The 19,511-nt window shown below is 72.0% G+C and carries 17 protein-coding genes and 1 tRNA gene; 7 read left to right on the top strand and 11 right to left on the bottom strand.

Going from position 1 to position 19,511, the window contains the following annotated elements:
* Positions 1-41 precede the first annotated feature (41 nt).
* Entirely contained in the window at positions 42-800 is a 759-nt protein-coding gene (locus tag ACQPXD_RS42390; RefSeq protein WP_432828390.1) for a class I SAM-dependent methyltransferase, read from the top strand.
* Here the strand turns inward: ACQPXD_RS42390 and ACQPXD_RS42385 are convergent.
* The 9 genes from ACQPXD_RS42385 to ACQPXD_RS42345 all read right to left on the bottom strand — a co-directional run bounded on the left by ACQPXD_RS42385 (position 788) and on the right by ACQPXD_RS42345 (position 11,705).
* Positions 788-1,708 carry a TAXI family TRAP transporter solute-binding subunit gene (locus ACQPXD_RS42385; protein WP_432844160.1) on the bottom strand — a complete coding sequence of 307 codons (921 nt, stop codon included), beginning with the start codon at positions 1,706-1,708 and terminating at the stop codon, positions 788-790. The genes ACQPXD_RS42390 and ACQPXD_RS42385 overlap by 13 nt on opposite strands.
* Positions 1,708-2,316 carry an HAD family hydrolase gene (locus ACQPXD_RS42380; protein ID WP_432828388.1) on the bottom strand — a complete coding sequence of 203 codons (609 nt, stop codon included), beginning with the start codon at positions 2,314-2,316 and terminating at the stop codon, positions 1,708-1,710. The genes ACQPXD_RS42385 and ACQPXD_RS42380 overlap by 1 nt, the downstream gene beginning before the upstream one ends.
* A 13-nt stretch (positions 2,317-2,329) precedes the next feature.
* On the bottom strand, positions 2,330-3,403 hold the full coding sequence (locus tag ACQPXD_RS42375) for a carboxylate-amine ligase (RefSeq protein ID WP_432828386.1): 1,074 nt from the start codon (positions 3,401-3,403) through the stop codon (positions 2,330-2,332).
* Positions 3,397-4,383 carry an aldo/keto reductase gene (locus ACQPXD_RS42370; RefSeq protein ID WP_432828384.1) on the bottom strand — a complete coding sequence of 329 codons (987 nt, stop codon included), beginning with the start codon at positions 4,381-4,383 and terminating at the stop codon, positions 3,397-3,399. Before ACQPXD_RS42370 ends, ACQPXD_RS42375 begins: the two co-directional genes overlap by 7 nt.
* A 38-nt stretch (positions 4,384-4,421) precedes the next feature.
* Positions 4,422-6,209, bottom strand: coding sequence for a bifunctional metallophosphatase/5'-nucleotidase (locus tag ACQPXD_RS42365; RefSeq protein WP_432828382.1), 1,788 nt, complete (start codon positions 6,207-6,209; stop codon positions 4,422-4,424).
* Between the two features lie 20 nt (positions 6,210-6,229).
* Positions 6,230-6,847, bottom strand: coding sequence for a TetR/AcrR family transcriptional regulator (locus ACQPXD_RS42360; protein ID WP_432828380.1), 618 nt, complete (start codon positions 6,845-6,847; stop codon positions 6,230-6,232).
* Positions 6,848-7,244: 397 nt separating this feature from the next.
* Positions 7,245-9,380, bottom strand: a complete 2,136-nt coding sequence (locus tag ACQPXD_RS42355) for a hypothetical protein (RefSeq protein ID WP_432828378.1) — start codon at positions 9,378-9,380, stop codon at positions 7,245-7,247.
* 123 nt (positions 9,381-9,503) lie between these two features.
* Positions 9,504-10,427 carry a hypothetical protein gene (locus tag ACQPXD_RS42350; RefSeq protein ID WP_432828376.1) on the bottom strand — a complete coding sequence of 308 codons (924 nt, stop codon included), beginning with the start codon at positions 10,425-10,427 and terminating at the stop codon, positions 9,504-9,506.
* A gap of 6 nt (positions 10,428-10,433) precedes the next feature.
* Complete coding sequence (locus ACQPXD_RS42345; protein ID WP_432828374.1) at positions 10,434-11,705, bottom strand: sensor domain-containing phosphodiesterase; 1,272 nt, start codon at positions 11,703-11,705, stop codon at positions 10,434-10,436.
* Between the two features lie 69 nt (positions 11,706-11,774).
* Between ACQPXD_RS42345 and ACQPXD_RS42340 the strand changes: the two genes are divergently transcribed.
* Positions 11,775-12,590 (top strand): spermidine synthase, encoded by an 816-nt coding sequence (locus tag ACQPXD_RS42340; RefSeq protein WP_432828372.1) that lies wholly within the window; start codon positions 11,775-11,777, stop codon positions 12,588-12,590.
* Here the strand turns inward: ACQPXD_RS42340 and ACQPXD_RS42335 are convergent.
* On the bottom strand, positions 12,587-13,894 hold the full coding sequence (locus tag ACQPXD_RS42335) for a vWA domain-containing protein (protein WP_432828370.1): 1,308 nt from the start codon (positions 13,892-13,894) through the stop codon (positions 12,587-12,589). The two genes, ACQPXD_RS42340 and ACQPXD_RS42335, sit on opposite strands and share 4 nt — an antisense overlap.
* A gap of 117 nt (positions 13,895-14,011) precedes the next feature.
* Positions 14,012-14,088: transfer RNA gene (locus ACQPXD_RS42330), tRNA-Leu, on the bottom strand.
* Between the two features lie 83 nt (positions 14,089-14,171).
* Here ACQPXD_RS42330 and ACQPXD_RS42325 point away from each other — a divergent pair.
* From ACQPXD_RS42325 to ACQPXD_RS42305, 5 genes are all read left to right on the top strand, one after another.
* The gene (locus ACQPXD_RS42325) at positions 14,172-14,783 is read left to right on the top strand and encodes an ANTAR domain-containing response regulator (RefSeq protein ID WP_432828369.1); all 612 of its coding nucleotides are present in this window, start codon (positions 14,172-14,174) and stop codon (positions 14,781-14,783) included.
* 171 nt (positions 14,784-14,954) lie between these two features.
* On the top strand, positions 14,955-16,253 hold the full coding sequence (locus tag ACQPXD_RS42320) for an ABC transporter permease subunit (RefSeq protein WP_432828368.1): 1,299 nt from the start codon (positions 14,955-14,957) through the stop codon (positions 16,251-16,253).
* A gap of 10 nt (positions 16,254-16,263) precedes the next feature.
* Positions 16,264-17,262 (top strand): branched-chain amino acid ABC transporter permease, encoded by a 999-nt coding sequence (locus ACQPXD_RS42315; protein ID WP_432828367.1) that lies wholly within the window; start codon positions 16,264-16,266, stop codon positions 17,260-17,262.
* Complete coding sequence (locus tag ACQPXD_RS42310; RefSeq protein ID WP_432828365.1) at positions 17,252-18,277, top strand: ABC transporter ATP-binding protein; 1,026 nt, start codon at positions 17,252-17,254, stop codon at positions 18,275-18,277. The genes ACQPXD_RS42315 and ACQPXD_RS42310 overlap by 11 nt, the downstream gene beginning before the upstream one ends.
* A complete protein-coding gene (locus tag ACQPXD_RS42305; protein WP_432828363.1) occupies positions 18,274-19,092 on the top strand; it encodes an ABC transporter ATP-binding protein in 819 nt (272 codons plus the stop codon). Before ACQPXD_RS42310 ends, ACQPXD_RS42305 begins: the two co-directional genes overlap by 4 nt.
* Positions 19,093-19,511 lie beyond the last annotated feature (419 nt).

Genomic DNA, 19,511 nt, shown 5'->3' with positions numbered 1-19,511 from the left:
CTGCCTTACGCTGGATCGGCCGGGCCGGACTTGGAGGCGGGATGGAGAAGGTCGACTACGACTCGCGTCTGCACGCCGTGTACGCCGCCGGCCGGCGGATGTCGCCCGAGGCTCTGCAACCGTGGCTGGACGCGTTCGCCCGCCACCTGCCCCGGACCCGGCCGCTGGTCTGGCTCGACCTGGGCTCGGGCACCGGCCGCATGACCCCCGCTCTGGCGAGTGCCTTCGGCGGCCCCGCCCACGGAGTCGAGCCGTCAGCGAGGATGCGTGCTCAAGCCCTCGCCCACGCCGGCCATCCCGCCGTCACGTATGCGGCCGGGTCCGCCGAGCACATCCCGCTGCCGGACGCCTCGTGCGACGCGGCCTTGCTGTTCTTCGTCTGGCACCACGTCGTCGATCGCGAGGCCGCGGCTCGGGAGCTGCGCCGGGTCGTCAAGCTGGGCGGCAAGCTCTTCGTGCAGGCGAACTTCTCCGACCGGATGCCTGACGTCTGGTGGTTCCGCGTCGTGCCCGAATGGGGGAAGGCCGACACGGCGCAGTTCCGGTCCCAGGACGAGGTGAAGCGGGACTTCGCCGGCGCCGGCTGGACGCTCGTCGCTCGTGACGAAGTCACCTGGCTTCGCGCGGCGAACCTGGCCGAGGACTTCGAGCGGCTGAAGCTGCGCGCCGTCTCCGTCTTCGAGCACCTGAGCGAGGAGGCCGCCGAAGCGGGCTTCGCCAGCATCGAGGCGGCGCTGCCCTTGCTTGGCGACGGGCCGCAATACGAGACCAGCGAACTGCTCGTGTTTCAGGCCTTCTGAGCGCGGTAGTAGCGGATCGCGCCCGGGTGCAGGGGCAGCGGCGGGGTCGAGATGGCCGAGCGGATGTTGAGCCGGGCCGCCGCCTGGTGGGCCTTGGCCAGCTCGTCGCGGCCCTCGAACAGCAGCCGGGTCACGCCGTAGGCCAGCGCCTCCGCCATCGACGCGCGGACCACCAGATAGTTGGCGATGCCGATGGCGACGGTGGCGGTGATGCCGGCGTAGGTCGAGGCGGGCACGACCCGCTCGGCGTAGTAGTCGCCGTAGCGGCGGCGCAGCGGCTGGACCGAGTCGGCCAGGTTCAGCAGGTGGATCGGGAACCGCTTGGCCAGGTCGTCGATCGCCGTCACGGGCAGGCCGCCGGAGAAGAAGAACGCGTCGATCCGGCCCTCCTGCAGCGCGGTGACCGACTCGTCGAGGCCCAGCATGATCCGCTGCACCGCGATGCCGTTGACGCCCAGCACGCGGTTGGCGGTGACGGCCGTGCCGGAGCCCTCGGCGCCGATCGACACGCGGTGGCCGGACAGGTCGGCCAGCGCGGCGATCGGGCCGCTCGCGGCGACCACGACGTGGATGTGGTCGTCGTAGATCCGGGCCAGGGCGGCGAGCTCGCGCGGGTGGTCGGACTCGCTGTCGGCGGCGATGTCGGCCTGGGTGAACGCCACGTCCGCGCGGCCGTCCAGGACGAACGCGACGTTCTCCTTCGAGGCGTTGGTGGTCAGCACGGTGGCGTGGACCTTGGGCAGGTACCGCCGGGTCAGCTCGGCGATCGCGCTGCCGTAGCGGTAGTAGACCGCGCCCGGGCTGCCGGTGGCGATGCGCAGCGGGCCGCTCGCCTCGTCGCCGCCGGGCTCGCAGGCGCCGAGCAGGGCGGTGGAGGCGGCGGCGAGCAGCAGGGTCCGCCGGCGCATCACAGGCCCAGCAGGGGCGTGAGCGAGGCGATCGTGGCGGCGGCGTCGCGGTGGTGCAGCGTGGTCATGCCCAGCGCGCGGGCCGGCTTGAGGTTGCCGGGCAGGTCGTCGATGTAGACGCACTCGGCCGGCGCCAGCCCCACGGCCTCGGCGCCGAGGGCGTAGATGCGCGGGTCGGGCTTGCGCACGCCGACCTCGCCGGAGATGACGACCCCGTCGAAGAGCTCGGCCAGCAGGGCCCGGTCGTAGCCGCCGACGCCCCAGGAGTTGGAGATCAGGCCGGTGCGGACGCCGGCCGCGCGGGCGGTCCGGACGATGTCCAGCATCGCCGGGTCGTTGCCGGCCCGGCCCATCAGCCGGTCGATCAGCCCGGCGGCGGCGACCCGCGGGCCGAGCAGCGCGGCGAAGCCCTCCTCGAAGGACTCGTTCTCCAGGGTGCCGTCCTCGAGGCCGGCCAGCAGTGCCCGCGCGGCCGGGTCGGTGCGAAACAGCTCCCGGACGGTGCCCGCGGGCAGCCCCTCGGCCGCGCAGAACGCGTCGAAGGAGGCGAACACGTCGGTGGTCAGCACGCCGCCGTAGTCGACCAGCAGACCTCGGTGCAGCGCCATACCCCGAGGGTAGTCACCCCGCGCGCGTCTCGGCAGCCAGGGCCAGCACCGTCTCCCGGTGCGACTGCGCCCGCCGCTGCCGGGTCGCCGAGGTGCCCCGCGAGCGCAGGTCCTCCAGCAGGTCGACCGCGGTCTCCCACTCGCCGCGCGCCTCCAGGGCCGGCCGCACATGGGTGAGCAGCGCGTCGATGCGCACCCCGGCCGGCACCGCGCTGCGGGTGGCCGGGTCGACGAGGTGGCCGCCGAGCCCGGAACGGGCCGCCCGCCAGGTCGCCGCGCGCAGCAGCACCTGCGGCGCCTCGGGCAGCGCCCGGCCGGCGGCGTCCTCCTCGGCGGCGACCGTCACCAGGGCCCGGGCCAGGGAGGCGAGCAGCACGGCGTCGTCGATGTTCGGGCAGGAGTCGGCGACGCGGACCTCGACCGTCGGGTAGCGCGCCGACGGGCGGGCGTCGAAGTAGATCATCCCGGCGTCGCTGATCACGCCGCTGCCGACCAGCGTGTCGACGACCTGCTCGTACTCGGCGGCCGAGCCGAGGTCCGGCGGCGGCCCGACGGTCGGCCAGCGCGACGTGACGATCGTGCGGTAGGAGGCGTAGCCGGTGTCCTGGCCGGCGAAGTACGGCGACGACACGCTGAGCGCCAGCAGCACCGGCAGCCACTCCCGGATGCGCCGGGTGATGCGCACCGCCAGGTCCTTGTCGGGCACGCCGACCTGCACCTGGCAGGCGGCCACCTGCTGCTCGTCGACGAGCTGGCGGTACTCCTGGGCCATGCGCTCGTAGCGCTCGTCGGGGTACACCCGGCTCGGCGTGCTGCCCGAGCCCGGCACGCTGCCGGCCGCGACGATGGCCAGCCCGTGCCGGCCGGCCGCCTCGACCAGCGAGCGGCGCTTCTCCAGCAGGTCGGCGCGCAGCCCCGCCAGACCGGTCTGCACGGAGCTGGCCGTCTCCACCATCGAGCGGTGCAGCTCCGGCTCGGCGTCGGCGCCGCGCAGCACCCGCCGCGCGGCCGGCTCCAGGGCGCCGGTCTCGGCGTCGACGACGTGGAACTCCTCCTCGACCCCGACCGTGTCGCCCGGACTCACCATCGGCTGTGGACCGACGTGCGCAGCAGCTCGTCGTAGGTGTCCTTGACGGCCTCGTGGACCTCGGGCGACAGCGGTGCCGCGCCGGCCGCGGCCGCGTTGGCCCGGGCCTGGGTGGCGTTGCGGGCGCCCGGGATGACGACCGAGACGGCCGGGTGGTCGATGATCCAGCGCAGCGCGAACTGCGCCATGCTCAGCCCGTCGGGCGTGAACTCGGTGAGCCGGCGCACCGCGTGCAGCCCGGTCTCGTAGTCCACGCCGGAGAACGTCTCGCCCTGGTCGAAGGCCTCGCCGTGGCGGTTGTACGTGCGGTGGTCGTCGGCGCCGAACGTGGTGTATTCGTCGTAGCGGCCGGAGAGCAGCCCGCTGGCCAGCGGTACCCGCGCGATGATGCCGACGCCCATCTTCTCCGCCGCGGGCAGCACGTCGTCGAGCGGCTTGAGCCGCAGCATGTTGAAGATGATCTGCACGGTGGCCACGCCCGGCCGGGCGATCGCGGTGAGCGCCTCCGCGGTTGTCTCGACGCTCACGCCGTAGGCGCGCATCCGCCCCTCCTCGACCATCAGGTCGAGCGCGTCGAAGACCTCGTCGGTGGAGTAGACCTCGGTCGGCGGGCAGTGCAGCTGCACCAGGTCGAGGGTGTCGACGCCGAGGTTCTCCCGGGAGCGGTCGTTCCAGGCACGGAAGTTGTCCAGGTTGTACCGTGAAGCCTCCTGCGGCACCCGCCGGCCCATCTTGGTGGCGACGGTGACCCGGTGGCCGGCCGGCAGCGACCGCAGGAACGCACCGACGAGCTGCTCGCTGCGCCCGTCGCCGTAGACGTCCGCGGTGTCGATGAACGTCACGCCCGCCTCGTGCGCGGCGGTCAGCGTCGCCAGCGCGTCGTCCTCGTCGACCTCGCCCCAGTCGGCGCCCAGCTGCCACGCGCCGAGCCCGACCACGCCGACGGGGACGCCGGTGCGCCCCAGAATCCTCTCCTGCATGGAGACAACCCTACGGCGCACCGGATCACCCCGCGCGCTTAGAAGACCGGCGTGCCTTCCCGGACCAGGCGCCAGTTGGCGGTGAAGAAGCCGGCCGGATCGATCACGCCCTTGGCCTGGGCCCAGTCGATGAGCAGCTGGCGGATCTCCTGCTGGGCGTTGTACACCTGGGTCTTGACGATGCCCGGGAAGTTGCCGCCGCCGGAGCGCCGGTAGTTGTTCACCGCGACCACGAACTGCTCGGCGTCCCCGACCGGCGTGGCGGTGCCGGGGTGGACCAGCCGCGTGATGCGCTGACCGACCGGTTTGCTGATGTCGATGTCGTACTCCACGCCGGAGAGCGTGTCGTAGTTGTAATCCGGCACCGACGGGTCGCTGATCGTCGCCGGGTCGACCGGCGCGCCCGGGGCGAGCGTGACGAAGAACTTGGCGGAGTACTCCAGGTAGGCGCGCACCTCCGCGCCGGTGAGCACGACGGCTTCCAGGGTGTTGTCGTAGATGTACAGCCCGGCCACGTCCTTGATCCGGACCTGCCCGGCCGGGAAGAGCGCGGTGCGCGAGAACGGCGCCGCGATCGACAGCACCGGCAGCGCCGCGTAGGAGCTCCCGGCCAGCGCCGCGGTCACGGTGTCGGTCTGGACCTGGTTGATGTAGTCCAGGATCGGCGTGTCCTTGTAGCGCGACTCGGCCGCCGACAGCTCCTGGGTCGAGTTCGCCACCGCCTGGTTGACGTAGGCGACGGTCGTGTTGTGCTGCTCGCGCACCGCGGCCAGCACGACCGGGTCGGCCGCGACCGTGTTGGTGTTGATCGTGGTCGCCGCCTTGGTGGTGATCCGCCAGCGCCCGCGGTCGCGGGTCAGCGTGAAGTCCACGCGGGTCACCCGCTGGCCCCACTTCGACGGCTCGGACAGCAGCACCTGCTCGCCGGTCGCCGCGTTGGCGACGAACCGCTGCGGGATGTCGTTGTGCGCGTGGCCGAACAGGATCGCGTCGATCCCCGGCACCTGCGCGGCGATGAGCGCCGACGGGTTCTCGTTCGGCAGCTCCGGGCCGTAGCTGGAGGTCCCGCTGTCGCCGCCGTGCGCGCTGACGAGCACGATGTCGGCGCCCCGGCGGCGCATCTCGGGCACGTACCTGGCCGCGGTGGCGACCATGTCGGTGAAGCGCAGCTTGCCCTCGACGTTGCCGCGGTCCCAGATGGCGACGCCCGGGTTGGTCAGGCCGAGGATGCCGACCCGCAGGTTCGCAGCGCCATGGCCGAGGTCGACCTTTTTGATGAGGTACGGCAGGAACGCGGGCCGCCCGGTCCTGGCGTTCACCGCGTTGGCCGCCAGCGCCGGGAAGCCGAGCTGGCGGATCCACAGGTCCAGCAGCGGCAGCCCGTAGTTGAACTCGTGGTTGCCCAGCGTCACGGCGTCGTAGCGGATGACGTTCATCGCCCGGGCCATCGGGTGCCGCTCGTGGGTGGTGGTGATCGGCTCCTGCTTGGCGTAGTACGTGGCCAGCGGCGTGCCCTGGATCGTGTCGCCGGCGTCGAGCACGAGCGTGGCCTTGCCGCGCCGCTCGGCCCGCACCGCGTTGACCAGCGTGGCCACCTTGGCCAGGCCGACGTCGTTGTGGGCGGAGTCGTCGTACTCGGCGTCGCGGTAGTAGTCCCAGTTGTAGACGTTCCCGTGGGTGTCGGAGGTGCCCAGCAGGGTCAGGTCCCATGTCTTGGGCCCCGTCTTGGGCTCGGCGGGGTGGGCGTCGGCCGGCCCGGCCACGAACGGTGCCGCGGAGGCCGCCGCCGCGGCGGCGAGGAGCCCCCGGCGGGAGAGGTTGGTCATTGTCGCGCCTTCCGTAATGGTCAGGACGCCTCGTGGGCGTCCCGTGCACCATAACGGTCGATCAATGCCTGGATGCCGGTCAGGTAGGTTCGCCGGTCGACGCGGGCCAGGAGCACCTGCTGGATGATGTACCCCTGGATCAGCCCGACGAGCACCGCGCCGACCGCCGCCGGGTCGGCACCGGGGGCGAGCTGCCCGGCCGAGCGCAGCCGCTCCGCGAGCGCGACCGCGGTGTCGCGGATCCGCAGGTAGATGCCTTGGACGAGCTCGGCGAAGCTCGCGTCGTGCGCCGCCTCGCCCCACACCTGCACGGCGATGCGCACCGGCCCCTCGGTGAGGTTGATGTCGACCTGCTCGAGCAGCTCGTCGAAGATCTCCGCGAGCGACGGCACCGGCTCCCGCTCCAGCAGCACGTCGAGCGTGGCCACGATGCTGCCGACCTTCTCCTCGGCGATGGCCCGGATCAGCTCGGCCTTGCTGGAGAAGTAGCGGTAGAACGCTCCGACCGACAGCCCCGCCTCGCGGATGACGTCCTGCATGGACGTCTGATGAAACCCGTTGCGCAGGAAGCACCGCGTCGCCGCCTCGATGATCTGCTCCCGGCGGGCGGCGAGATGAGCTTCGGACACGCGCGGCACGCCGAAATTATAGAACGAACGCTCGCTCGCGAATGCTGCAAGGACCGGAAGTCTCCGCGATCATGCACAGCCCGGCGTCGACACCAACGGTTTTTCATGATCGTGGAGTGCTGATGTACCCCCGTGTACCGCAAGTCTCCGGGATCATGGCGAACCCGGGGTGCGGTCACCGCGGGCATCATGATCACGGAGACGTACGTCCGGCCCGGCCGCGCGGATCGCAGGTTGCGCCCGCCTGGTGCGACATCCGCACCGGCGGTCGGCGCGCTTGTGCCCCGCCGGTGGCCACCGACGCCCGGCCTGCGCCGGGCGCCGGGCGTCAACCAGCACGAACAGGCGCTGGCCTCCATACACCACACCGGCGGACGTGATGACTTGCCGCCGTGGTCACGGCCGGTCAGGCGCGGGTGGCGTTGAAGATCATGGTGGTCATCACCACGCCGGCGGTGGCGGCGTTGGCCAGGACCAGGCGCGGGCTCAGGGACGTGAAGGGGTGGTCCTTGTCCACGAACTGGGCCTTGCGGTTGCCGGTGGAGAAGGCGGTCAGCTCGATCCCGCCGTCGCCCGTCGGCTTGCAGGTCACCTGGAGCGGGGTGGAGGCCGTGGTCGGGGGGCCGGCGTTCTTCGGCTTCGCCGAGGCGGCCAGGCGGGCGTGCTGGTCGCCGGCGTGCTTGTAGATCTCGATGACGCCGTCGGCGGTGACCTCGAAGCTGTAGCCGTTGGTCAGGTTCGCCCCGTCGAAGCAGCCGGCACCGATGCGGGCGCCGCCGGCGGTCTTGCCGATCGCGGCGAACTCCAGGTCGATGGCGAAGCCGCCGCCGGGGACGCTCAGGCGCTGCTCGGGGCCGGGGGCCAGGCAGCGGACGTTGGGCTGCTCGGCGGTGACCCGCAGGGCGTCCGGTACCTCGATCTTGCAGCCGCCGGCCGCCGACCACGGGGTCTTCTGCTGCAGGGCGGCGACGGTCTTGGTGGCCTTGAGCGTCCACGGGCCGACCGAGCCGAGCGAGCAGGCGATGACCGGCCTCGGCTGCCACGCCTTGTCCAGGCCGGGCGGCAGCATCGGGGGCTCCAGCGGCAGGAACGACTGCCCGAACGGTACGCCGAGATAGTCGCCGTAGGACTGCTCGCACATGGCCCGGGCCGCGGCCGTGACCGCCTTGGCGCCCGGGTTCACCGTGAACGGCAGGTGCCCCACGAAGGTGACCTCGCCGACGTGCGCGCCGTTGCACGCGGTCACGTACCGCAGCTGCGACGACCCGCCGATCCAGTCGAAGCACTCGCCGCTGCGCAGCTCGAACTGGTCGCCCGGGTAGCTCTGCGCGGCCGAGGCGGCCGGGTTCACCAGGGCGTTGGCGATGCGGTCGCCGTCGGCGTAGCCGGCCACCGGCAGGCCGTCGGTGAACAGCTGCAGCAGCGACGGGGACAGGCCGCCGACGGCGAGCTTCGTGTCGTGCACGGACTGGCGGTGGCTGGGGGAGAGGCCGGCGACGACGACCACCCGGCCGTTCTCGGCGCGCAGGTAGTACTCGTAGCCGAACCAGTGCCCGGCGCCGACCGCGCCCAGCGGCACGGCGACGGCGACGGCCAGCACGGCGTAGCCGGTGACGGTGCCGAAGGCCCGGCCGGCCGAGGCGGCGATGATCGCGGCGGCCACGGCGAGCACCCCGCCGAGCAGGGCGATCGCGCCGCCGTCGGCGAGGGCCAGGCGCAGCGGCTCGGCGACGAGGTAGCCGGCCAGGCCGCCGGCCCGGGCGGTGCCGCCGTCGAGCAGGTGCGGGTTGCCGCGCACCAGGTGCAGCAGGCCGGCGGTGGCGACCACGACGCCGGTGGCCCGGGTCAGCACCCGCTCGCGCAGGAACGCCAGGGTCGCGCCGGCCAGGGCGCGCGGCTCGCGGCCGGACCACAGCCGCCGGTCGGCGAGCGGCACGAGGAGCAGACGCCAGGGCCACGGCTCGCGGGGCAGCCGGGGGAGCGGGCGCAGGAGCAGCAGCGGCAGCACCGGCAGGGCGTAGGCGACGTAGCCCAGGCCGAACGCGGCCACCGCGAGCGCGGGCGCGTGTACCGGCAGCTCGGGTACCCACAGCAGGACGGCCAGCACCACCGCGGCCGCGACGGTCGCGACCAGCCGGACCCACGACGGGCGCCCGACCTTGGGCCGTTCCGGCCGCAGCTCGGGCGCGGGGGAGACCGGCGCGGTCAGCACCGAGCCGGTGTCGCCCCACAGCTCCTGCGCCGCCGGCACCGGGCGGGTCTGGCCGGCCGCCGGAGGCGCGGTGAGCGGGCCGCGGCGGCGCCGGTGCACGCCCCACTCGGCGGCGGTGGCGCCCTGCCAGTCGGTGAGCGCGGCCCGCACCTGGCCGGCCGCGGCCAGGCCGAGCAGCAGCGCGACCACCAGGGTCAGCGCGATCCGCCAGGCCGGCGGCGCGGGCGCGAAGCCGAGCAGCGTGGACAGCGCGAGCATCGCCCCGGTGGCGAGGACCAGCAGGGCGACCGCGGGGAGAGCGGCGCGGGCTAACCGACCGGCCTCGGACATGGCTGGGAGCATGGCACCCGGGCTTGCGCGCGTGCAACCCGGCCGGGGTCGGACATTGCTGCGAGCGTGTCACCTCGGCACGTGGAGGTGGAGCTGCCTAAAGCTGCCTTAAAACTCTGCGTGTCACATTTGCGTGTGGCCGGCCGCGCAGGCGTCGATCACCGGCTTGAATGCGGCGATCTCGGCATCGGTGATCTTGAGTTCGGTGTAGAGCGGCGGGCCGCCGTCGAAGCTCACGAACGTGGGGAAGACGTAGGGCTTCTTGATCTCCGCGAGGGCGTGCGGGGTGCACCGGTCGCCGTCCACGACGATCGGGATGGACAGCTCGTTCTGGCCGGGCCGCAGCACCGCGTAGGGCTTGGGGGTGGCCAGGCGCAGCGGCGTCGGCACGACCTCGAGGATGATGCTGCCGGCGAACTCCTGCAGCGTCACGGTGCCCGCGAAGCCGGTTCGCTTGATGACGACGGTACCGCTCACCCAACCGCTGGGCAGGTGCGTCCACGGCCCGAAGGTGAAGGTGGCCCGGTGGTCGAGGTAGGCCTGCAGGCAGTCGATGGCGAGCAGCTTGTCGAGCATCGGGTTGGGGTCGGCGACCGGCAGCCGCACGTCGTGGACCTTGCCGTCGTCGGTGCGCACGCTCATCGCCACGAACGAGGCCTTCGCCCGCGGGTTGACGGCATCGCCCGCGCAGACGCCGGTGCCGTAGGACACCGGCACGTCGACCTGCAGCCCGCCCGGCGGCAGCCAGGCGTCCGCCCGGACCCGCCCCTGGCCGCCGGAGAACGACGGTGCCTGCAGCTCGAGCGACTCGACCACCAGCTTGGCCGGGCCGTCGTTGTGCATGGAGATCTGCACGGTGTGCCGGACCTCGTCGACCCGGCCCTGGGTCAGCTCGACCCGCATCTTGATCGCGTCATCGGCGGCCGGAGCCGGCGCCGCGGGGCTCGCCGCCCGGTCCGGTCCGAGACCCGCCACCGCCGCGCCGCCCAGGGAAATGAGCACCAGCAGCGCGACCCCCAGCAGGAACCCGACATCCGATCGCTTCATGAGCGCCTATGTTTGCACAATCCACTGCAGCAGCGCACGGGCCGCGTCCAGCACCAGGTCGCGGTCGTAGGTGAGGGCATAGGTGAAGCGCCGGTCGAGCTGCGGGCCGGTGTCGGCGAGGTCGCGCGCGACGAGGGCGCCGGCGAAGTGCGGGCCGACGACGATGACGGTCCACTCGCCGCGCAGGGGGTCGTCGCGGGTCAGCGCGGTGCCCCGCACGCCGGGCGCCGGTGTGCCGGGCAGGTCGGTGCCGAGCACGGCGACGAGCGCGGCGGTCTCGGCGATCGCGGCGTAGCGGCGGGTGGTCGCCGGCGTGAAGTGGCCGCCCTCCTGGAACGCGGCGAGCAGCATCGGCGGCTCCGCCGGGTCCTGCGCCTTCGCCTCCAGGTACCGGCTCAGCGGCAGCAGCATGCGCTTGGTCGCCTCGGCGGTCGGGCGGCGGGCGGCGACGATCTCGTACGGCGTGCGGCCGCCGGCCGGGGCCGGCGGCGCGACGAACGGCACGCTGAGCGAGCAGCGCCGGTCGGCCACGTCGTCGGGCAGCGGGCCGGGGCGGCCGAAGAGCCAGCCCTGCCCGAGGGTGGCGCCCATGCCCAGCGCGGCGGCGGCGTGTTCGGGCGTCTCGATGCCTTCGGCCAGCACCGCCGCGCCGGAGCGCTCGGCGTAGGCGACGACCGCGTTGACGACCCGGGCCGCGTAGGCGCCGTCCGGGTGCTGGACCAGCGGCCGGTCGATCTTGACCACGTCGGGGTGTACGAACGGCATCACCGACAGCGACGCCGGCTGTGCCCCCACGTCGTCCAGGGCCACGCCCCAGCCCGCGCCCCGGCACGCCTCGGCCGCGGTGACCAGTGCCGACGGGTCGTCGCCGATGGCCCGCTCGGTCAGCTCGGTGACCACCCGCAGCCGCAGCTGCGCGTCGAGGATCGTGGGCGCCAGGTCCGGCGGGCAGGGGGTGCCGAGCGCGGCCGGCTCGGCGTTGACGAAGAGCGTGAGGCCGATCGGCAGGCCGGCGTCCAGGGCGGTGCGGTACGCCGTGGCCCGGCAGATCCAGTCGAGCTCGCCGAGGCGGCCCCGCTCGGCGGCGGCCTCGAACAGCCGCAGCGGCTCCTCCCACGGGGTGCCGGCCGGGCCGCGGGTCAGCGCCTCGTAGCCGACCACCTCGTGCCGGGCGCGCCACGAGTCGAGCCGGACGATCGGCTGGAAGACGGTCGTGACCGCGCGGGCGTCGAGCACGTCGTCGACGCTGCGGATGATGGTGGTGGTGCGACCGTCCATACCCGACGTTTCGGCCGATCCTCGCCGCGGCTGAGGGTTTTCGCACCCCGCGGGGTAGGTTGTGCCCCGATGGGAAGCTGGCGCGAGATCATCGACGGCATCGCGGAGCAGGGCGACTACGGCGCGGCCCGGCTGGTCCGCGACCCGCGGCGCAAGGGCGGCTGGACGCTGCTGGTCGAGGAGGTCCAGCAGTCGTACGTCGACGTCCGCGACCCGAAGCACCTGAGTTTCGAGTACACCCGCCGCATCGGCTCCGTCGTGGACACCGCGGCCCCGCCCGGCGCGCCGCTGCGGGTGCTGCACCTGGGCGGCGGGGCGTTCACGATGCCGCGGTACATCGCCGCCACCCGCCCCGGCTCGACCCAGCTGGTCGTCGAGCGGGACCGGAAACTGGCCGCGTTCGTCCAGCGGGTGCTGCCGCTGCCCGCGCAGGCCGGCATCGATATCGCCTTCGGCGACGCCCGGGAAACCGTGGCGGAGCTCGACCCGGCCGCCTACGACCTGGTCATCGGCGACGTGTACGACGCCGCGCAGATGCCCGAGAGCGTCTCCGACGTGACCTTCGCCGCCGCGGTGGCGCGGCTGCTGGCCCCGGGCGGCATCTACGCGCTCAACGTCGCCGACCTCGCGCCGCTAACCTTCTCCCGCGACCAGGCGGCCACGCTGCGCACCGCCTTCGCCGACCTGTGTCTGATCGTGCGCTCGGAGCTGCTGCGGGGCCGCCGCTACGGCAACGCGGTGTTCGCCGCCGCGCTCGACGCGGGCCGGCTACCGATCGCCCGCCTGGCCGCGATCGCCGGCCGCGACCGCCAGCCGGCCCAGGTGATCAGCGGCGCCGGCCTCGACCTGCTCACCGAGGGCGCCGTGCCGCTGCGCCTCGACTAAGGGGCCTGAGGCGGGGGCGGCGGGGGAACCGACGGGCCGCCGGAGCGGCCGCGCTGGCGCATCTTGCGCGAGGTGCTTGCCGAGAGGTACTTCCCGGCCCGCTCGGACCAGCCCTGCTCGGCCTCGCGCTCCAGGTAGGACAGCGATGCCGCCTCCTCGGCCAGGTCGGCGGCCATGGCCTGCGGCGCGTCCGGCAGGATCCGCGCGATGTCCTGCTGCGCCCGGCGGATCTCGGCCAGCGCCGCGTCGGTGTCGCCGCGGCCGAGGTGGCCCGAGGCGCGCAGCTTGGCCTGCTGCGCCTGCAGGTACACCAGCTCGGTGCGCACCTCCGGCGCCGGCACCCGGCCGGCGGCCACGTCGCCGGGGACCACGTTGACCTGCACCGGCACCGTCACCGTGTGCTGGACCAGCGCGGGCAGCTCGACGTAGGTGAACGTCAGCGTCGCCACCTCGGCCGGCCCGAGCGCGGCGACGGCCGGCACGTCGAAGGTGAGCACGAGCCGGCGGGTCTCCTCGGCGTAGAAGCCGCCGAGCTCTACCAGGATGCCGCCGCCGTCGTCGACGGCGGCCGCCGGCAGGTCGTTGACGACCAGCACCGCGCGCACCGCCGGGCCGGGCCGCACCTGCAGCGAGGCGGCCTGCGCGGCCTGCGCGAGCAGCCCCTCCACCTCGCCGGCGATGAGCGCGACCGCGGTGTCGGCCTCCTCGGCGAAATGCTCGTTGCCGTTGCCGCCGCGGGCGATCGCGGCCATGATCCGCTCGTCGTAGCCGAGGCCGAAGCCGAGCGCGGAGGTGGTGACCCCGTTGCGGTACGCCTCCGCGGCGACCCGGGCCAGGGCGTCGGGATCGGTGACCCCGGCGTTGGCGTGGCCGTCGCTGATGATCAGCACCGTCGCGCCGGCCTCGCCGGCGACCCGGCGGGCCTCCTGCAGGCCGCGCAGGTAGCCGCCGGACAGGTCGGTGCTGCCGCCGGCCCGCACGTCGGCGATCGCCCGGCGGACGGCCGCCTTGTCGGTCAGCCGCCCGGCCGGCACCGGCACGATCACCGTGTCGTCGAAGGCGACCAGGCCGAAGTGGTCGCGCGGGTCGAGCCGGCCGACCAGGGCGGCGAGCGCCCGCTTGGCGCCGTCGAGCCGGTCGCCCTGCATCGAGCCGCTGCGATCGAGCACCACCTCGAGCGTGCGCGGCGGGTGCTCGGCGCCGGCGCCGGGTGCGGCCGGCGCGGTGAGCTCGATCATGACCGACACCTGGTCGTCGGTCTCGACGGCGATCAGATCGACGTCGAGGTGGGCGGCGATGTGCACGCTCGGCTCCCTTCGCCCCGCGATGGCGGCTGGCACCTTCACCCTGTGGTGGGTGGCGCCGAGCGTAGAGGCCGCGCGCCAGGTGCGCGGAGCAGGACCGTGATGGATGTCCGTTTTTGGTGCCCCGGGTGGGATTCGAACCCACACTGTCGGAGGTTTGAGCTCCGTTCCTCTGCCGATTGGGATACCGGGACGAGTACGCCGCAACAGACTACCCACTACTCTGATCGCGACGGTAATCGCCGTCGTACGCGTCGGATCGGATTCGGGAGTGCTAGTGGCCGAGGCACAGAGCCGTCGGGTGCTCATCGCGGAGGACGAGGCCCTCATCCGCCTCGACCTGCGGGAGATGCTCGTCGAGGAGGGCTACGACGTCGTCGGCGAGGCCGGCGACGGCGAAACCGCCGTCCGCCTCGCCGAGGAGCTCAAGCCCGACCTGGTCATCCTGGACATCAAGATGCCCATCATGGATGGGCTGGCGGCCGCGGAGAAGATCGCCGGCGGGCGGATCGCCCCGGTGGTGATCCTGACCGCGTTCAGCCAGCGGGACCTGGTCGAGCGCGCCCGGGCAGCCGGCGCGATGGCGTACCTGGTCAAGCCGTTCCAGAAGAGCGACCTGGTGCCGGCGGTGGAGATCGCGGTATCGCGGTATGCGGAGCTGTCGGTGCTCGAGTCCGAGGTGGCCACCCTCACCGAGCGGCTGGAGACCCGCAAGGTCGTCGAGCGGGCCAAGGGGCAGCTGATGGCGACGTACGGCATGAACGAGCCGCAGGCATTCAAGTGGATCCAGCGCACCGCCATGGACCACCGCATGACGATGCGCGAAGTCGCCGATCGGATCATCACGGAAACGGCCGGCGGAAACACTGACGTAACGACCGGGTCCTGAGCTTTTACCTGCGCACGGCGTGTTTCACGATTGAGGCTGAGCATCGAATAACGGCTTGGTAACGGCCCGCAATTGGCTTGCGGGGCGGGCTATGATCCGCCAGTCCCGAAGCTCGGGACAGGCCGAACGACTCCCGAGGCCCAGTTATCACCGTTGATTCGAGGAGCACCATTGCGTAGAGCCGTGATCATGCTCACGGCCTTCCTGGCCTGCGTAATGATCTCCTTCGGCGTTGGCGCCACGAGCGCCTGGGCCGAGGGGGAATCGCTGCAGGGAACGTTGAAGAACGGCGACGCGCCCGTCGCCGGGGTCAAGATCAAAGCGTTCACCCAGGACGGCGCAGCCGTCGGCGAGGCCACGTCCGACACCACGGGCAAATGGACCATTCCCGTACCGGGGCCCGGCACCTATCGCGTGGACCTCGACGTTTCGTCGCTGCCTTCGGGCGTGACGGTCACCAACAACCGGCCGAGCCTGAGCCCGGCCGTGGCCGACGGGCAGGCGCGTAACGTGCTGTTCCCGCTCGGCGGCGGCGCCGCGGGCAACGCGCCGGGGCAGAACCAGCCGGGCGCCCCCTCCACACCGTCGAGCTTCGATCGGTATGCCGATCTGCTCTATTCCGGCCTGCATTTCTCGCTCATCATCGCGCTCGCCGCGCTGGGCATCTCGCTGATCTTCGGCACCACCGGCCTGACCAACTTCGCCCACGGCGAGCTGGTCACCTTCGGCGCGCTGATGGCGTTCCTGTTCAACGTGACCATCGGCCTGCCGCTGGTGCTTTCCGGCATCATCGCGGTCGTCATCGGCGCCGGCGTCGGCTACCTGCAGGACCGGGCCTTCTGGGGCTGGCTGAGAAAGCGGCGCACCAACCTGGTCACCATGATGATCATCTCGATCGGCCTGTCGCTGGCCCTGCGCTACCTGTTCCTGTATTTCTTCGGCGGCGAGTCGCGCGCATACTCCGACTTCAACGCCCAGGCCGGGCACCAGTACGGCCCGTTCCTCATCGCGCCGAAGAACCTCATCTGCGACGTGATCGCGATCGTGGCGATCGTCGCGGTCTCCTGGGCGCTGATCGGCACCCGGCTGGGCAAGGCGACCCGGGCCGTCGCCGACAACCCGGCGCTCGCGGCCGCCTCGGGCATCAACGTCGACGGCATCATCCGGCTGGTCTGGACGATCGGCGGCGGCCTGGCCGCGCTGGCCGGCGTGCTCCTGGGCGTCTACCAGAACGTCGGCTACCAGATGGGCTTCCAGATCCTGCTGCTGGTCTTCGCCGCGGTCACCCTGGGCGGCTTCGGCACCGCGTGGGGCGCCCTCATCGGCAGCCTGGTCATCGGCATGTTCATCCAGTTCTCCACGCTGTGGATTCCGACCGAGTTGAAGACCGTCGGCGCGCTGGCGGTGCTGATCGTGATCCTGCTCTTCCGGCCGCAGGGCATCCTGGGCCGGCGGACGCGGATCGGCTGAGGGGAGCACGATGAACTGGGAAAGCATCTTCAGCGTCTCCCTCGAGGCGATCGTCGGCTCCACCACTATTGCCTACGCCCTCGCGGCGATCGGGCTCAACGTCCACTTCGGCTACACTGGCCTGCTCAACTTCGGCCAGTCGGCGTTCCTGGGCGTCGGCGCCTACGGCATCGCCATCACCGTGGCCACCTTCGACCTGCCGCTGTGGCTGGGCGTCGTCATCGGCCTGGCCGCCTCGGTCATCCTGGCCCTGCTGCTCGGCATCCCGACGCTGCGGCTGCGGGCCGACTACCTGGCCATCGTCACCATCGCCGCGGCCGAGATCATCCGGCTCTTCTACCGGGCCACCGACCTGCGCAAGTGGACCGGCGCCTCGGACGGCCTGCAGAGCTTCTCGCAGGACTTCTACAACATCAACCCGTTCAAGGGCAGCTCCGGCATCGACATCGGCGGCCTGATCACCTTCACCGACCGCGAGACCTGGATCCTGGTCGTGGGCTGGGCGCTGATCCTGATCAGCTGCCTGGTCGTGTGGCTGCTCATGCGCAGCCCGTGGGGCCGGGTGCTCAAGGCCATCCGCGAGGACGAGGACGCGGTGCGCAGCCTCGGCAAGAACGTCTTCTCCTACAAGATGCAGGCCCTCGTGCTCGGCGGCGTCATCGGCTGCCTCGGCGGCTTCGTGTTCGCCCTGGACCGCGCGGCGGTGCAGCCGGACACCTACGGCACGGAGTTCACGTTCTTCGCGTACACCATCGTCATCCTCGGCGGCGCGGCGCGGGTCTTCGGCCCGGTCGTCGGCGCCGCGATCTTCTGGGTGCTGCTCGTCTTCATCGACGCCGTCCTCAGCGAGGCGATCAACCACAAGGACGTCCCGTCCTGGCTGATCAGCACCTCGCAGGCCGGCTCGGTCCGGTTCATCCTCGTCGGCATCGGCCTGGTCCTGCTGCTGATCTTCCGGCCGCAGGGCATTTTCGGCGACAAGAGGGAGGTCATGCTCGATGTCCGCTGATGCGGTGTCTTCCGGCCCGGTGGCGGCGGCCCCCGGCACGGCCCGCGAACGGGCGGTCGCCGCGCTGGCCGCCCTGCCCGGCGAGCCGGGAGTGGCGAAGCCCGACCCGATTCTCATCGCCGATGGTGTGGTACGCCGCTTCGGCGGCCTCACCGCCGTCGACGTCGCGCACGTCGAGGTGCAGCGGGGCTCGATCACCGCGCTGATCGGACCCAACGGCGCCGGCAAGACGACGTTCTTCAACCTGCTCACCGGCTTCGACGCGCCGGACGAGGGCAGCTGGACGTTCAACGGCCGTTCGCTTTCGGGGGTACCGGCACACAAGGTCGCCCGGGCCGGCATGGTGCGCACCTTCCAGCTCACCAAGGCGCTGTCGAAGCTCAAGGTCATCGACAACATGCGGCTGGGCGCCACCGGGCAGAAGGGCGAGAGCTTCTGGCGCGCCCTCATCCCCGGCACGTGGAAGCAGCAGGAGGACGAGATCACCGCCCGGGCCGAGGACCTGCTCACCCGGTTCAAGCTCATCGCCAAGAAGGACGACTTCGCCGGCAGCCTCTCCGGCGGCCAGCGCAAGCTGCTGGAGATGGCCCGCGCCCTCATGGTGCAGCCGGAGATGGTCATGCTCGACGAGCCGATGGCCGGGGTCAACCCGGCGCTGACGCAGTCGCTGCTCGGCCACGTCAAGCAGCTGCGCGAGGACGGCATGACCGTGCTCTTCGTCGAGCACGACATGGACATGGTCCACGACATCAGCGACTGGATCATCGTCATGGGGCAGGGCGGCGTGATCGCCGAGGGCACTCCGGACAAGGTCATGGCCGACCCGCGGGTCATCGACGCGTACCTCGGTGCGCACCACGACGGCGCGGTCAAGACCGTGGGCGGCGAGGAGATCGACGCCGGCGAGCTCGCCGAGGGCGGCGAGGTGGCGCTCATCCCGGCCGTCGACGAGCTGGAGAACGAGCCGCTGCCGGACGGCTCCGCGCCCGAGGGCCACGGAAAGGACCGATCGTGACTGTCACCCCCGAGCTTCCCGAGGACGAGGCCGAGGACGCCGCCCCGAGCAGCAGCGAGGTCGTCGACCGGACGGAGCACATCTCGAAGGCCGATGGTGCGGTCCTGCGGGCCGACGAGGTCGTCGCCGGGTACCTGCCCGGTGTCAACATCCTCAACGGCGCCGACCTCTACGCCCACGACGGCGAGCTGGTCGGCATCATCGGCCCTAACGGCGCCGGCAAGTCGACGCTGCTCAAGGCCATGTTCGGGCTGGTGAACATCCGCACCGGCGCGGTGACGCTGCGCGGGGAGAACATCACCAACCTCAAGGCGCACGCGCTGGTCGAGCGGGGCATCGGCTTCGTGCCGCAGACGAACAACGTCTTCGCCGCGCTGACGATCGAAGAGAACCTGCAGATGGGCACGTTCCTCAAGCCCAAGCGGTACAAGGAGCGCTTCGACTTCGTCACCCAGCTGTTCCCGACCCTGGCCGAGCGGCGCAAGCAGCGGGCCGGGCTGATGTCGGGCGGCGAGCGGCAGATGGTGGCCATGGCCCGGGCGCTGATGATGGAGCCCACGGTGCTGCTGCTGGACGAGCCGTCGGCGGGCCTGTCTCCGGCCCTGCAGGACGAGGTGTTCTTCCGCACCAAGCAGATCAACGCGACCGGCGTGACGGTCGTGATGGTCGAGCAGAACGCCCGGCGCTGCCTGCAGATCTGCGACCGCGGCTACGTCCTCGACCAGGGCCGCAACGCCTACACCGCCTCCGGTCAGGACCTGATCAACGACCCGCGGGTGATCGAGTTGTACCTCGGGACGCTCGCCCGGGCCTGAGCCACCCTTTTCCCGGGCCTGAATCCCGCGCCGCTCCCACGGGCGGCGCGGGATTTCTTTGTGTGCCACCGCAGGGTGATTTCACGGCGTTTTTACAATCGCTGCCTTGTGACTCGGCGCATTAACGCTTGCCGATGGATTTGATCGACGTTCCGAATGCGGAACAATTATCGTCGGCTCAGCATTTCGGTCACCGCGCGGTGGCGTTTCGCCACGGGGTGGTCCTTGGCGCCGCGGACCTGGCAGGGCCGGGGCCGCCCGTTCAGGGCAGGCCCCGGCCCGGTGTCTGGCGGGAGCAACGGTCTGCCTGTGACGCGGCCCGAGTCCCATCTCATCTTCTGGGTCTTCCGGTCTTGTGGGACTTGCGGTGTGCGCGGAAAGGCCCCCGCCGCTGGTGCGACGGGGGCCCTCCGGGTTGT

Origin of the sequence: Dactylosporangium sp. CA-092794 (assembly GCF_050948465.1) — a bacterium.
GTDB lineage: Bacteria > Actinomycetota > Actinomycetes > Mycobacteriales > Micromonosporaceae > Dactylosporangium.
Note: the sequence above shows the minus strand (reverse complement) of the source record. Positions and strands in the feature narration are given on the sequence as shown.

Excerpts from the sequence above, each read along its gene's own strand:
- ACQPXD_RS42380 (WP_432828388.1), bottom strand. The coding sequence starts at position 2,316 with ATGGCGCTGCACCGAGGTCTGCTGGTCGACTACGGCGGCGTGCTGACC.
- ACQPXD_RS42315 (WP_432828367.1), top strand. The coding sequence starts at position 16,264 with ATGAACTGGGAAAGCATCTTCAGCGTCTCCCTCGAGGCGATCGTCGGC.
- ACQPXD_RS42385 (WP_432844160.1), bottom strand. The coding sequence starts at position 1,708 with ATGCGCCGGCGGACCCTGCTGCTCGCCGCCGCCTCCACCGCCCTGCTC.
- ACQPXD_RS42390 (WP_432828390.1), top strand. The coding sequence starts at position 42 with ATGGAGAAGGTCGACTACGACTCGCGTCTGCACGCCGTGTACGCCGCC.
- ACQPXD_RS42355 (WP_432828378.1), bottom strand. The coding sequence starts at position 9,380 with ATGTCCGAGGCCGGTCGGTTAGCCCGCGCCGCTCTCCCCGCGGTCGCC.
- ACQPXD_RS42370 (WP_432828384.1), bottom strand. The coding sequence starts at position 4,383 with ATGCAGGAGAGGATTCTGGGGCGCACCGGCGTCCCCGTCGGCGTGGTC.
- ACQPXD_RS42340 (WP_432828372.1), top strand. The coding sequence starts at position 11,775 with ATGGGAAGCTGGCGCGAGATCATCGACGGCATCGCGGAGCAGGGCGAC.
- ACQPXD_RS42310 (WP_432828365.1), top strand. The coding sequence starts at position 17,252 with ATGTCCGCTGATGCGGTGTCTTCCGGCCCGGTGGCGGCGGCCCCCGGC.
- ACQPXD_RS42345 (WP_432828374.1), bottom strand. The coding sequence starts at position 11,705 with ATGGACGGTCGCACCACCACCATCATCCGCAGCGTCGACGACGTGCTC.
- ACQPXD_RS42375 (WP_432828386.1), bottom strand. The coding sequence starts at position 3,403 with ATGGTGAGTCCGGGCGACACGGTCGGGGTCGAGGAGGAGTTCCACGTC.
- ACQPXD_RS42365 (WP_432828382.1), bottom strand. The coding sequence starts at position 6,209 with ATGACCAACCTCTCCCGCCGGGGGCTCCTCGCCGCCGCGGCGGCGGCC.
- ACQPXD_RS42350 (WP_432828376.1), bottom strand. The coding sequence starts at position 10,427 with ATGAAGCGATCGGATGTCGGGTTCCTGCTGGGGGTCGCGCTGCTGGTG.